The sequence below is a fragment of the Allomuricauda sp. NFXS6 genome (assembly GCF_040148835.1).
Taxonomy (GTDB): Bacteria; Bacteroidota; Bacteroidia; order Flavobacteriales; family Flavobacteriaceae; genus Flagellimonas.
Map to the genome: position 1 here is coordinate 178,232 of NZ_JAGEMG010000001.1, position 13,935 is coordinate 192,166.

The window sequence follows — 13,935 nt, forward strand, 5'->3', positions numbered from 1 at the left end:
ATATAATTGTTATCTTTATGACTCAATTCTTATGTATGTGCAATTATTTCAATATAATGAATCGGTCCAAAAATGGAGTGCTGACATTTTGTAACCGCTCCAAACTGTTTCAATTGACCTACAACAATCTCTGTTTTGAACTCTACGAATGGGAACTGGAAGCTTTGAAGGAATATATAGAACAATTGGATATATCGTACTGGGAAAAACAGCTGAAAAACTGGAATCAACAGCGCAAAATCCCAATTTCGGTCGGAAAAAAGCATTTTATCATTTTGGTGAATAAAGAAGAGGTTGATGAATTATTGAGCTTACTGCGTTTAGAAAAACAAAAGATGAAATTACTATCCTATCAGGAAATTGAATATCAATTTATTGAAAACTAAAACTTATTGTACTTTCTGCAACTTCTTAGGAAAAATACATTGACATAGTACAAAATAGGCCTGGCCTCGATAGTAAAAACAAAGGTTTTCAATATCAAATATGGAATAGTCTTCGCATTTAGCTTGCATCCCATCACAGTTTTCCACAAAGATTTCTTTTTAATTGTATCGGACAGAAAACCCATCTTTATATTTATTTATTCTAAATAACCTTTGTTTTATTCCCAGAAGCACATATTTTTGCCTCGCAAAAATCATCTTATTTAAAATAAGTCTTAATTAACCTTATGTATAGATTATTCTCAGCTATTGCTCTTTTCAGTTGTTTGGTTCTTTCAGCACAACAAAACCCTATGACTACCGACTCCTCTACCATTAAGTTGAATGAGATTGTTTTGTCCGCCAAAGTAATTTTTGGAAGCAAGTTTGCCGCCAAGAACAGGACAGGTTCCTCTTACTACCTTTCTCCTGAGGAAATTAAGAAGTTCAATTATACCGATATCAACCGCACACTGCGTTCCGTTCCCGGGGTCAATATCTACGAAGAAGATGGTTTTGGCCTCAGACCGAACATCAGTTTAAGAGGCACATCCCCAGAAAGAAGTTCCAAGATTACTTTAATGGAGGACGGTGTCCTTATAGCCCCTGCGCCATACAGCGCACCGTCTGCATATTATTTCCCCACCATAGCCCGTATGCAGGCCGTTGAAATATTGAAGGGCAGCAGCCAAGTACAATATGGGCCATACACTACGGGCGGTGCCATCAACATGGTTTCTACAGAAGTCCCGGATAACTTCGGCATTTTCTTAAACAGTAGCTATGGTAGTTTTCAAAGCGGCCGTATTCACACCCAACTTGGAGATAGTCGTAAAAACTTCGGGTATTCCGTAGAATACCTCAACTATAATTCCAATGGCTTCAAAAATCTTGAAAATGGGGACAACACAGGTTTTGACAAGAATGACCTCGTTGCCAAATTTAAAGTCAACACCAACCCCGAGGCCGCTTTGGGGCAGGAATTCGAGGTGAAATTCCAGTATTCTGATGAAACCTCCAACGAAACCTATCTAGGGCTTACCCAAGAGGATTTCGATGCAGACCCCTTTCGTAGATATGCAGGATCTCAAAACGACCAAATGAACACCGAGCATTTTCAGATAATGGGAACACACGCCTTAAAGTTCAGTGACCAATTTAGGATTACAACTGTTGGCTACTACAATGATTTTAGCAGAAACTGGTACAAAGTCGATTACGTTACCATTAACGGTGAACGCCAAGGTATCGGGAACATATTTGGAGATCCTACCACGTATGGATCCTACATTGATTTGGTTACCGGTGCCGCCAATAGTGGGGATGATGATTCCCTAAATGCCAGAAATAACAATCGAGCCTATTTATCCTCAGGAGTACAAACAAAATTGGACTATCATTGGAGCGGTGAGAACACCTATCACGACCTAGAAATAGGACTGCGTTACCATTATGATGAAGAAGACCGTTTTCAATGGATAGATGATTATGCCATGGTGAACGGAAACATGCAATTGATCAACGAAGGCATTCCCGGAACAAATGCCAACCGCATTAGCAGTGCAAAGGCCTTTGCCTCGTATGCCATGTACAAGTTAAAAATCAACGAATTGACCTTGACCCCTGGCTTACGCTATGAAAACATGACCTTGGAGCGATTGGACTATGGCACCAATGACGTGGATAGAACAGGCACCGATATTTCGGGGCGACAGAACAAAGTGGATGTTTTTATTCCTGGAATTGGATTCAATTACAATTTCAATACCCTTTCTATTTTCGGAGGGGTCCACAAAGGGTTTTCACCCCCTAGCAACCAACCTGGGGAAAATCCAGAAGAGAGTGTCAACTACGAACTGGGAAGCCGCTTCTCGTTCGCTGGGATTTCCGGGGAGTTTGTTGGTTTTTACAACGATTATAGCAACCTATTGGGCAGCGATCTTGCTGCAACTGGTGGCACAGGCACTTTAGATCAGTTCAATGCAGGAGAAGTGCGGGTGCAGGGCATTGAGTTGTTGCTCAATTATAACTTTTTGGAAAACAACGAAAACCTTCAATTGCCCTTTACTTTTGGTTACACCCTTACCGATACGGAGTTTTTGAACAGTTTTGGCAGTGAGAACGATATTTGGGGAGAAGTTAATTCAGGCGATGAGATGCCCTATATTGCCAAGCACCAGTTCAATGCCGCCCTTTCCCTTGAGCATCAAAATTTTGAAGTAAACCTTAGCGGAAGATACAATGGCGCATTTAGGACCATGGCCGGTAGCGGCACCATACCCACTAACGAAAGAGTTGACTCTAATTTTATCGTAGATCTTGGTGGCCGATACAGATTCAACCAGCATGTAGCGCTAACAACCAATATAATCAACCTGTTGGACCAAAAATATGCTGTTGCCAGGGTACCTGCCGGATTACGACCTGGACATCCATTTGGTATTTATGCTGGAGTTGAGCTTCGCTATTGATTTTTGATTTTGAAGAAATTCCAAAAGAGGTCTAAAAGGTATTGAAACACGTCATTCTGAATTTATTTCAGAATCTCATTATACTGATAAACAAATTATTATGAGAACCTGAATCAAGTTCAGGTTGACGAAAATTGCCTTTTTAGACCTCTTTTTAATGGTACACCGAAAATAGCTCCGTAGCCTTGTTAAATGCTGCTTCAAAAACCATCCAATTAACACCGGTATCGGCTTTTTCTGCAGTAAAATAGGACAGCATTTTTTCCGTAGGCATATTGCCCGTAAGCTCATCTTTGGCCATAGGGCAACCCCCAAAACCTTGTACGGCACCATCAAAACGGCGACACCCGGCCTTGTAAGCCGCATCCACTTTTTCGTGCCATTTAGTAGGCGTGGTATGTAAATGGGCACCGAACTCAATCTCTGGGTATTTTGGAATCAAGTTGGAGAACAGATACTGGATTACCTCTGGTGTAGAAGTACCGATAGTGTCCGATAACGAAAGAATACTGGTACCCATATCGGCCAGTTTCTCTGTCCACTCCCCCACTATTTCAACATTCCAAGGGTCTCCATACGGATTCCCAAACCCCATGGAAATGTATGTCACCACTTTCTTGTCATTGGCATTGGCCAACTCCAAGATTCCTTTTAGGGTTTCCACAGATTGGTCAATGGTCTTGTGCGTATTCCGCATCTGAAAGTTCTCGGAAATAGAGAAAGGAAAGCCTAAATAATCAATCGAGTCGTAATTGCAGGCGTCTCGAGCACCTCTAACGTTTGCCACAATGGCCAAAAGCTTACTTTGGGTGCGCGATAAATCCAATTCCCCCAAAACTTCTGCCGTGTCCTGCATCTGCGGAATGGCCTTGGGCGACACAAAACTTCCAAAGTCGATGGTGTCAAAACCGCAGCCCAACAAGGATTGGATATATTTAACCTTCTCTTGTGTAGGGATAAAAGTTTTGATACCCTGCATCGCATCCCGTGGACATTCTATAAGTTTTACTTTTGACATAGCTTCCGTAAAAATAGCACTTATTTATCCGATAAAAATAGATAAACCGCAATCCCTACAAAAACAATAATTTGTACCCATTTGAGGTAAACGCCCGCGTTTTGATGACGGGTCAGGTACTTGGAAATTTTACCTGCCAAGACTGCAATTGTACCGAAAACCAAAAGTGCGGATACCATAAAAAGCAATCCCAAAACATAAAATTGAATTACAGCATTGATCTCATCACTGAACAAAAATCCTGGAAAAAAGGCCAAAAAGAAGATAGTTACCTTTGGGTTGAGCACATTCATGGTAAAGCCTTTCCAAAAAAGCTTCGAGGATGTTTTGGCAGGTTTATTTTCTTTATCCAGTAGAATCGCAGCATCACTTCGATAAACTTGATACGCCAAATACAACAAATAGATTGCCCCAAACAATTTAATGGCAAAAAACAAGGTGTCACTTCGTTTAATGATTTCCGAAACCCCAAAAGCCAGCAAAGTGGTATGCACCAAACAGCCCGAAACCAAACCAAAAACCGTCGCCAAACCTGATTTTGTTCCGTTACTGATGCTTTGGGTAAGTACAAAAATATTGTCCGGCCCCGGTGAAATGGCCAAGGCCAAGGAGGACACCAAAAACCCTATCAAAATGGGATAATTGATGGTTTCCAGGGATAAAATTAAACTGTGCATATCCTCTTAGTCCATTTTTTCCAAAATGGCTTTGTTGATTTTTTTTATAAGTGCAGGGCCTTCATAAATAAAACCCGTGTAGAGTTGCACCAAATCGGCGCCCGCCTCCAATTTTTCCAAAGCATCTTCCGCTGAGTGGATACCCCCCACCCCAATAATCGGAAATGCCTTTCTGCTATTATCGGATAAGAAACGAATTACCTCAGTGCTCCTTTTACTCAACGGTTTTCCACTTAGACCACCCTTTTCCTCGGATAAAATTAAATGCGACTTCAAACCCTTTCTTTCAATGGTGGTATTGGTAGCGATTACTCCATCAATTTTGGTTTCAGCAACAATTTCAATAATGTCCAACAATTGATCATCTGTTAAATCCGGGGCAATTTTCAATAAAATCGGCTTTTCTCGATTCGCTGTACTCTTGGCCAGCTTTTTATTCTGACTTTTCAGCTTTTTCAGCAATTTGGTCAAAGGTTCTTTATCCTGTAACTCTCTTAGTCCGGGCGTATTGGGCGAACTCACGTTGACCACAAAATAATCCACATGTTCGAACAAAGCTTCAAAACAAATCAAGTAATCCTTAATGGCAGCCTCGTTTGGCGTTACTTTGTTTTTGCCAATGTTTCCCCCAATAATCACACGGTGCTTCTTCTTCAACTGTTCCACAGCTTCAAAAACTCCCTTATTGTTAAAACCCATACGGTTGATAATGGCTTTATCTTCACGCAGGCGAAACAATCGTTTTTTAGGGTTGCCCGGTTGTGGCTTGGGAGTTACCGTACCAATTTCGACAAAACCGAAACCAAAGTCCGAGAACTCATTGTAAAGCTTCGCATTTTTATCAAATCCAGCGGCAAGTCCTACGGGGTTCTTAAATTTTACACCGAAAACCTCGCGTTCCAATTTTGGGTCTTTTACCTCAAAAATCTTCCTGAAAAGACCGCTAAAACCCAATTTTGAAAATAGCTTAATGGCCCAAAACGAAAAATGATGCACGGCCTCTGGATCAAACAAAAAAAGTACCGGGCGAATAAGGAATTTATACATTCAAAATGGATTTTGGACAAAAATAAAAACTCTTAAAACAGTTCTTCTCAATTCGGTCAATTTTCGTCAACAGACCTATTAATGTGGATAGGGCGCAGGCTTAACTGACTACATAATTTTAAATACCTTTCATATTGTGTTTCATTAAAACCGGTAAGCAAACGCTTATCGATCATTCGCACATTTTTAGCCATACTATCAATGTACGATTGATACTTTTTAGACACCTCCATCAACACTTCAGGCGAGCTTTCCTGATGCTGTTTCATCAAGTAGGCAGCCTTATCCTTAAAAATATCGTTTCGGATTTTTAGCTCGGCACTCCAGTTTTTCAGGTTTTCTTGTTGCTCTTCTGTCAACTCAAAAACTTTGGCAATTGTTTCGTTGTCCCGTCCGCCGACTCCTAAAATACAGTCCAATTGGGCAAACCCGGAATATCCAAAAATCAAAAAAAGAAAAAATACTACCGCTTTCAATTGAGGTTACTATTAATGGTTGCCGAAAGATACTTATTAATGCCTTTGATTTTTAAAATTGCGCTTGAATAAGCATTATTTTTGATGAAACTCAACACCGACCATGGAAAAATTACTTCCTCGATTTTTGGAATACGTGACCACGGATACGCAAAGCGACCCTTATTCCAAAACCACACCGAGCACCGAAAAGCAATGGGATCTGGCCAAGAAATTGGTGATGGAACTGCATCAGATTGGCATGCAAGAGGTCTCCATAGATGAGAACGCCTACATTATGGCCACTTTGCCCGGTAACTTGGACAAAAAGGTGCCCACAATCGGTTTTATTTCCCATTTTGATACCTCCCCTGATTTTTCGGGCAAGAATGTAAAGCCCCAGATTGTTGAGAATTATGATGGGAAAGACATTGTGCTGAACAAGTTGAAAAACATTGTGCTGTCTCCCGATTATTTTGAAGATTTAAAAGCGTATGAAGGCCAAACTTTGATCACTACGGATGGCACTACCTTGTTGGGCGCGGATGACAAGGCTGGGATTGCGGAAATCATCACGGCCATGGAACACCTGATCAATCACCCCGAGATCAAACACGGTAAAATACGTATTGCCTTTACCCCGGACGAAGAAATTGGTCGCGGCGCACACAAATTTGATGTAGAAAAATTCGGTGCGGAATGGGCCTACACTATGGATGGTAGCCAAGTTGGCGAACTGGAATTTGAAAACTTTAATGCAGCAAAGGCAAAAATCACTGTAACGGGTAAAAGTGTTCACCCGGGCTATGCCAAAAACAAAATGGTCAACGCCATCGGCATTGCCAACGATTTTTTAACCCACCTGCCCCCTAGCGAAGTTCCCGAGCACACCACGGGAAGAGAAGGTTTTTTTCATGTACATAAAATAAAGGGAGAAATTGAAAAAGCGGAGATAGAACTCATTATCCGCGATCACGATGCAGTACATTTTCAAGCGAGGAAAGACTTATTGAACGACATCAAGGAAAAGCTCAATAAAAAATATGGGGAATACATCAACTTGGCCATTGAGGACCAATACAAAAATATGCGGGAGAAGGTAGAGCCGATGTATCATATTGTGGAGATAGCCGAAGAGGCGATGAAATCCTTGCAAATAGAGCCCATTATCAAACCTATTCGAGGTGGAACGGATGGTTCGCAACTGAGTTTTATGGGTTTGCCCTGCCCCAATATTTTTGCTGGCGGACATAATTTTCATGGTAAATATGAGTATGTTCCTTTGGAAAGCATGGAGAAAGCGGTGATGGTTATCGTTAAAATTTGCGAACTTACCGCTAGTCAAATCAGGTAGTTATGGTTAAATCCAAAAAACTGGAGGCGTATTATGCAAAAGAGCATCCGTTTAAGGACGGCATTGGATTTCTACGCGACATTGCATTAAAAACGGAGGCGACGGAGGATTTTAAATGGAGTATTCCCGTATACACTTGGAACAACAAGAATGTTTTTGGCGTTTGTAAGTTCAAAAGCCATTTTGGGATTTGGTTTTTTAACGGCGTGTTTTTAAAAGACTCCAAAAACGTGCTGGAAAATGCACAGGAAGGCAAAACCAAGGGCATGCGGCATTGGAAATTCCAAAGTTTGGACGAAGTGGACGAAAAAGCAGTGCTTGGCTATATGAAAGAAGCATTGGACAACCAGAAAAAAGGGTTGGAAACAAAAGCGGAGAAAACCAAGAAAGTTGAAATTCCAGAGTTACTAAAATTAAAACTGGCGAAGGATGCTGCTTTAAAAACCGCTTTTGAAAAATTTACGCCTTACAAACAAAATGAGTTCTGTGAATATATTGCGGAGGCCAAACAGGAAAAAACCAAACTGCGAAGATTGGACAAAATATTGCCCATGATTAAAGAAGGTATTGGGTTGCATGATAGGTATCGGTAGGTTGGTGAAATCCATCAATTCATCAACCCCGTTCATCAATTGGCGGTGGAATTTTAACTGGGTAAATACTAACTTCACTTGCTTGTGCCGAACTGGTTTCGGTATCGTATGCTAAAAATCACTTTGTGCTGAGCGTAGCCGAAGTATTGAAACGATGTTTAGCTAATCGTTATGCCACAAATAAACCAACACTAACCTAAATTGTTAAATGGACATGAGAAAATTAACTATCATACTGATTCTAATTTCTTCGGCATCAAACTCTTTTGGTCAAATAGATGAGAATTCAGATGAAAAAAGAGTTTTGTCTACAATTGACTCAACCAAAACACCAGAATTAGTATTAATCCAAGAATTTATAGTTAATTCCCCAATTGATTCTGTTTGGAATGCTTACACAACAAAAAAAGGTTGGGAAAGTTGGGCGGTTCCTCTCGCAGAAGTTGATTTAAAAGTTGGTGGATATATAAAAACAAATTATAACAAAGCTGGAAAAATTGGCGACAGCACAACTATCGTAACACATATTATTAACTATGCTCCCAAAACACTGATTACGCTTCAAGCAGAGATAACTGACAACTTCCCAGAATTTATGAAAAAAGAAGCGAAGGACTTTTACAACATCATTTACTTTAACGAAATCGAAAAAGGGAAAACAAGCGTGAAATCATACGGAATTGGATATAAAAACAATCCGAAATATCTTTCGCTGTTGAAATATTTCATTCCTGCAAACGAAAAGTTGTTAATGAACTTAATTTTGTATTTGGAAGCAGATACAAAGACAAAAAAAGAATAATATGGACAAAGCACTTCAAACAATGATAGACAATATGCCCGAAAAAACGGGTAAATCTTTAAGTGAATGGAAAAAGGTGCTTAAAACAAAGTCTTTTTCTAAACATTCTGAAGCGGTAAACTTTCTTAAAAAAGAACACAACGTAACTCACGGTTTTGCTAATACAATAGTAGTATTATCAAAAGAGGAAAATGAATCGCCAACGGACCTTGTTAAAAACCAATACGAAGGAAAGGAAAATTTACTTCCGATTTACGAAAGTTTATTAGCTGTGGTCAAAGAATTTGGTAAAGATGTTACAATCACACCAAAGAAGTCAAGTGTAAGCATAATCAGAAAAAAACAGTTCGCGCTAATAAAACCTGCAACTAAAACCAGAATTGATTTAGGATTAAAATTTAAGGACAAACCCACAACAGATAGACTTGAAAATTCAGGTCCTTTTGGAACAATGTGCACTCATAGAGTCAAATTATCAGAAGCCAACCAAGTTGATAGTGAATTGAAAAAATGGCTGAAAGAAGCCTATGAAAATGCGGATTAAAAACTGTGGGCAACACTGTACAAAAAAAATGCTCAAATCTGTCTCAACTCCCGCTATTTTTTATACGGGACGATAAGTGCAACCCATAAAATTTCATACTTGTTTTGCTCCAATCATAACGGCATTTCTTGCAATAGCTATGGGTTTCCATTAATTTTCTCCTAAATATTTACCAATAAGTCATTTAAAGTATAATTTAGCCGTATAAATGTATGTACCCATGACCATCAGTAAAAGACCTCTCGTAATTCTGACATCCGTTTTGGTATTGCTTTTGATACCATTTGTTGCCATGCAGTTCTCGTACGAAGTAAACTGGTCTCCTTTTGATTTTTTGGTAGCTGGTGGCTTGCTGTTGGCCCTGGGACTCTCTATTGATTTTGCAGCTCATAAAGCCAAATCTTTCAATAAGAAATTAATTGCGATTGCCGCTGTTGTAATTTTGTTTCTACTCATTTGGGCAGAATTGGCCGTTGGTATTTTCGGTTCTCCCATAGCAGGCAATTGATCATATTTTTCGTTAGTTGTAACAGCCAATTTTCTTTCACATTCTAAAATTTATGTTAAATACTAACTTGACGATAAATTCAAGGGTAAAGGCTTCATATTCTTCCATAAAATTTGATGATATTTAGGGTTTTTAACAGGACGAATGGGCAAAAGGAAGAAGCAAGCCAAAGTATTACGCATATTTAGAAAAATACACAGAACCACAGGAGCATTATTATTTATATTTTTCTTTTTCATTTCCATATCCGGTCTCATCTTGGGCTGGAAAAAGAACTCCAATGGATATATTCTACCAAAAACAGAACAAGGGACCACGGCAGACCTAAAAAAATGGTTGCCGGTTGACAGCTTGCACACAATTGCCTGTAATACGCTTCATCATAAAGTCTCTCCAGATATGTCCCTGGAAATTGACCGTATAGATATTAGAAAAGAAAAAGGGTCCGTTAAATTTATCTTTGTGGATTCCTTTTATGAGGTGCAGTTGGATGGTGCAACGGGCCGTGTACTTTCCATTGGCAAACGAAGGTCCGATTTTATGGAAAATATTCACGATGGTTCCATAGTGGATGATTACCTTGGAACAAACGGCTACATCAAACTGGTGTACACCAACGTAATGGGTATTTCCCTTTTAATTTTCACCATCACCGGATTTTGGCTCTGGTACGGGCCCAAAAGAATGCGAAAAGCAAACAAAACTTAAAACTTCAAAAAGAAAGCCGTCAATTCGAGTGAAATTTCTTGTGGAAATTTTATATCGAGAATACGCTTTTCAAATGAAAAACTGTTCTCGATACTCATTTTCTACACTTCGTTGCGAAAATGAACTCGAACTGACTCATTTTCGTTCAAAATCTACACTGTTTATCCTTTGATTTTTTTGGTAGGGATGGTTCCGTATTTATCTATGAGGTACACCAAACTAGCCATAGTGGCGGCTCCCAACTCCAGCTCACGCTTGTTTACATGCTCAAAGGTATCGGTTTCGGCATGGTGATGATCAAAATAACGCTGGGTATCGGGTCGTAATCCTGCCAATACCATGCCCTCTTCTTTTAACGGACCAATGTCTGCACCACTTCCCCCTTCATAAAACATATGGATCAAGTACGGTTCAAATAAATCCCTCCAACCCTGAATCTGTTTTACATTCTCTGGGGAAGCATCTATAGAGAAGCCTCTAGGGGTAAATCCTCCGGAATCACTTTCCAGGGCAAATACGTGTTGCTCATTTTTATTACGTGCGACTTCCGCATATTTATTTCCGCCGCGCATTCCGTTTTCCTCGTTCATAAAAAGGACAACGCGCAATGTTCGTTTTGGTTGATACCCCGTTTCTTTTAGCAGACGTAGCACATCCATACTCTGCACGCAACCTGCGCCATCATCGTGGGAGCCATCGCCTAAATCCCAAGAGTCCAAGTGACCGCCAACGACCATAATTTCGTTAGGGTACTCAGCACCTGTAATTTCGCCGATTACATTGTAGGATTGCACATCTTCCAACTGCTTGCAGTTTTGTTTAAAGTAGAATTTTACATCAGGATTTAATTTAAGTGTAGTGCTCAGTAATTCAGCTCCTTTTGTACTGATAGCTGCGGCGGGTATACGCTCATTCACGGGAGTATCGCCATACCCCATGGAACCTGTATGCGGATAATCGTCCAAACGAAGGTTCATGGAACGTACAATAACTCCCAAGGCTCCGTATTTTCCAGCTTCGGCGGCTCCGGAATAGCGTTGGTCCACACAGCCCGAATAGGCTGAAAAGGTATTGATCAAAGTCGGGTCCATGGGACGATTAAAGAAAACTATCTTGCCTTCAATTTTATCGCGACCAAGTTTTTCCAAGTCTTCAATGCCTTGAACTTCGACCACATTGGCTTTTAATCCTCCCGTAGGTGTCGCTACAGAACCGCCCAGTGCACAAATGGGTACGTTGGTGGTCAATCCCGGCTTGTTTTCAAAATAGGCAAATTCAGGCACTCCCCTCACCCATTTGGGCACCATAACGGGTTGTAACCAAACTTTGTCCAATCCAAGTGAGTCCAGTTGAGCCTTGGTATACTCTACGGCTTGCTGCGCTTGCACCGAACCTGATAGGCGTCCTCCAATTTGGTTTGAGAGGTAATTGAGCCAATCATATGCCTTACCATTTGTCAAGGCCTCATCATAAATTGCTTTGATTTGTTTTTCGTCCTCGGTCTGAGAAAAAAATGGGGTACTGACCAACAAAAAGGCCAAAAGTAGGACTGTTCTCATGAAGTTTCTTTTTCCAGTTCTTTTTTAAAGATTTCTAAATTAGCCTTTATTTCGTCGTCCAGTTCGGGTTCCTCTATATCTTTGTATTTTTTTAACGCTTCCATCATAATAGAGGCCACTATAACCCTTGCCGCTTTTTTATTGTCGGCAGGAATTACAAACCATGGTGCATGTTCTTTGGAGGTTTTGCCCAAAGCCTCCTCGTAACATGTTACATATTTACCCCAAAGCTTTCGTTCCTCAAGGTCATCAGGCGAAAATTTCCAGTTCTTCCGTTTTAATCGAATCCTTCGCAACAGTCGTTGTCGCTGTTCTTCTTTAGACAAATGGAGGAAAAATTTGAAGATTATGGTACCGTTTTCAGCAATATGTTTTTCAAAATCATTGATTTGTCGGTAACGCTTTTCCCAAAACTCTTCATCAATATCTTCCACGGAATCCACTTTGGGAATATTTTCTCCCAAAATATATTCGGGATGCACCTTAGTGACCAAAACGTTTTCGTAATGTGTTCGGTTGAAAACAGAAAACTTTCCTCTTTCTGGCAATGCGATGTAATGTCTCCAAAGATAATCGTGCTTTTTCTCTTTAGTGGACGGCACTTTAAAACTATGGACCACCACTCCCCTTGCGTTAAAATCCTTGAATACTTCCCTGATCAAACTATCTTTCCCTGCGGTGTCGATTCCTTGCAGGCAGACCAGAACGCCGTATTTTCCGTGGGCATAGAGTGTGTCTTGAAAATCCCCAAGATTTTTTCGGATATTTTTGAGTTCTTTTTTGAGTTTCTTGTTCGATTCACCAAAATCTTCGTGCGTAGCTATTTCGGACAACTTTACTTTGCCTGTTACTCGGTAATCTTCCGTATTGATGTCTTTCATAGGTTTGAATATAATTCTTTTTGATTACTCCTTCAACCCAGCTGTGTTTTAAAATTGTCGTTCATCGATGTTTTGACCGCTTATACCCAAAGTTGGTAAGTTAATCGATTTATTTGCCCATCCAAAGGTTGAAACTATAACTTTATGTAAATCAAAGCGCAACGTCCCAAATCCTTAGCGTTATGAAGTATAGAAAGATTATCCTGCTCATAGTCTTTGTTATTGGCCTACTTGGTCTTTGGCTTATGGCTTCCTTTACTACCCCCGCAAATGCTTGCCAGTATGCAAGTTCCAACTTGGAGTACATCAAAAGTAAAATTAAAGAGGCTGTAATGACGGACGACTTGAACATGGCCAAATACCATGCCTACAAGGCCTTGAACGGTATTGAAAAAACCAAGAACAACTTTTTGGATTGTGGGTGCGAGGGTGCCATAGTAAGTCTGGAAAACACATCAAATCATCTAAAAACGGCCACTAAAGCCGATGTTCTACCAAAATCCAAAACAGCATTGCACAAAGCCTTGGAAAGCGCTATAATCGGCATTAATGTGTTAAGGGAATTCGAGCAGCAGACCGCCAGTGATTATGGAAGCAATGTTTTGGTTCTGAACACCAAGGATGTTCTCGATTTTAAGAACGGCATGGTTCTCACCCAAGGTTCAGCGATTAAAAAACAGGTACATCAATGTTTATTGGGTTTTGAATCCTCTTTGGACAAAGTGGTTTCTGACGTGGATTGTGAAGATGCACAGCGGTTTGTGAGCAATATTTATGAAGAAGCGCGTTTGACCTTGCTGAACACCAACTTGTCGGAGCACAAAAAAGAATACCACCAACGTGTAAAAACACTGGCAGAAGAAGCTCTAGAGGAGCTTGGGGATTGTAATTAG

15 protein-coding genes are annotated in these 13,935 nt (G+C 40.3%); 9 read left to right on the forward strand and 6 right to left on the reverse strand.

The features are described from left to right. Positions 1-35 precede the first annotated feature (35 nt). Together J4E06_RS00820 and J4E06_RS00825 are read left to right on the forward strand one after the other, a co-directional pair. Positions 36-386 carry a DUF6686 family protein gene (locus J4E06_RS00820; RefSeq protein ID WP_349522602.1) on the forward strand — a complete coding sequence of 117 codons (351 nt, stop codon included), beginning with the start codon at positions 36-38 and terminating at the stop codon, positions 384-386. A gap of 287 nt (positions 387-673) precedes the next feature. After that, on the forward strand, positions 674-2,896 hold the full coding sequence (locus tag J4E06_RS00825) for a TonB-dependent receptor family protein (RefSeq protein WP_349522149.1): 2,223 nt from the start codon (positions 674-676) through the stop codon (positions 2,894-2,896). A 154-nt stretch (positions 2,897-3,050) separates the two neighbouring features. Here J4E06_RS00825 and J4E06_RS00830 read toward each other — a convergent pair whose 3' ends face one another. From J4E06_RS00830 to J4E06_RS00845, 4 genes are read right to left on the reverse strand one after another with little or no spacing between them, the layout of a single operon-like run. Then, complete coding sequence (locus J4E06_RS00830; RefSeq protein ID WP_349522150.1) at positions 3,051-3,914, reverse strand: hydroxymethylglutaryl-CoA lyase; 864 nt, start codon at positions 3,912-3,914, stop codon at positions 3,051-3,053. A gap of 20 nt (positions 3,915-3,934) precedes the next feature. Beyond that, a complete protein-coding gene (locus J4E06_RS00835) occupies positions 3,935-4,591 on the reverse strand; it encodes a LysE family translocator (RefSeq protein ID WP_349522151.1) in 657 nt (218 codons plus the stop codon). A 6-nt stretch (positions 4,592-4,597) separates the two neighbouring features. After that, positions 4,598-5,638: a quinone-dependent dihydroorotate dehydrogenase gene (locus J4E06_RS00840; RefSeq protein WP_349522152.1), complete on the reverse strand. Its 1,041-nt coding sequence runs from the start codon at positions 5,636-5,638 to the stop codon at positions 4,598-4,600. Between the two features lie 56 nt (positions 5,639-5,694). After that, positions 5,695-6,114: a hypothetical protein gene (locus J4E06_RS00845; RefSeq protein WP_349522153.1), complete on the reverse strand. Its 420-nt coding sequence runs from the start codon at positions 6,112-6,114 to the stop codon at positions 5,695-5,697. A 103-nt stretch (positions 6,115-6,217) separates the two neighbouring features. Here J4E06_RS00845 and pepT point away from each other — a divergent pair, with 103 nt between their 5' ends. The 6 genes from pepT (at position 6,218) to J4E06_RS00875 (ending at position 10,602) form a co-directional block, all read left to right on the forward strand. Continuing rightward, positions 6,218-7,447 (forward strand): peptidase T, encoded by a 1,230-nt coding sequence (pepT, locus tag J4E06_RS00850; protein ID WP_349522154.1) that lies wholly within the window; start codon positions 6,218-6,220, stop codon positions 7,445-7,447. A 2-nt stretch (positions 7,448-7,449) separates the two neighbouring features. Next, a complete protein-coding gene (locus J4E06_RS00855; RefSeq protein ID WP_349522155.1) occupies positions 7,450-8,040 on the forward strand; it encodes a YdeI/OmpD-associated family protein in 591 nt (196 codons plus the stop codon). Positions 8,041-8,254: 214 nt separating this feature from the next. Further along, positions 8,255-8,842: an SRPBCC domain-containing protein gene (locus J4E06_RS00860; protein WP_349522156.1), complete on the forward strand. Its 588-nt coding sequence runs from the start codon at positions 8,255-8,257 to the stop codon at positions 8,840-8,842. 1 nt (position 8,843) lies between these two features. Continuing rightward, the gene (locus tag J4E06_RS00865; protein WP_349522157.1) at positions 8,844-9,386 is read left to right on the forward strand and encodes a DUF4287 domain-containing protein; all 543 of its coding nucleotides are present in this window, start codon (positions 8,844-8,846) and stop codon (positions 9,384-9,386) included. A gap of 220 nt (positions 9,387-9,606) precedes the next feature. Further along, on the forward strand, positions 9,607-9,894 hold the full coding sequence (locus tag J4E06_RS00870) for a hypothetical protein (RefSeq protein WP_349522158.1): 288 nt from the start codon (positions 9,607-9,609) through the stop codon (positions 9,892-9,894). A gap of 144 nt (positions 9,895-10,038) precedes the next feature. Continuing rightward, positions 10,039-10,602, forward strand: a complete 564-nt coding sequence (locus J4E06_RS00875) for a PepSY domain-containing protein (protein ID WP_349522159.1) — start codon at positions 10,039-10,041, stop codon at positions 10,600-10,602. Between the two features lie 161 nt (positions 10,603-10,763). Here J4E06_RS00875 and J4E06_RS00880 read toward each other — a convergent pair whose 3' ends face one another. Both J4E06_RS00880 and J4E06_RS00885 read right to left on the reverse strand, forming a co-directional pair. Then, complete coding sequence (locus tag J4E06_RS00880; protein ID WP_349522160.1) at positions 10,764-12,161, reverse strand: M20/M25/M40 family metallo-hydrolase; 1,398 nt, start codon at positions 12,159-12,161, stop codon at positions 10,764-10,766. After that, on the reverse strand, positions 12,158-13,042 hold the full coding sequence (locus J4E06_RS00885; RefSeq protein WP_349522161.1) for a PPK2 family polyphosphate kinase: 885 nt from the start codon (positions 13,040-13,042) through the stop codon (positions 12,158-12,160). Before J4E06_RS00885 ends, J4E06_RS00880 begins: the two co-directional genes overlap by 4 nt. 182 nt (positions 13,043-13,224) lie before the next feature. On the opposite strand from J4E06_RS00885, the gene J4E06_RS00890 reads away from it, so the two are divergent. After that, positions 13,225-13,935, forward strand: coding sequence for a hypothetical protein (locus tag J4E06_RS00890; protein WP_349522162.1), 711 nt, complete (start codon positions 13,225-13,227; stop codon positions 13,933-13,935).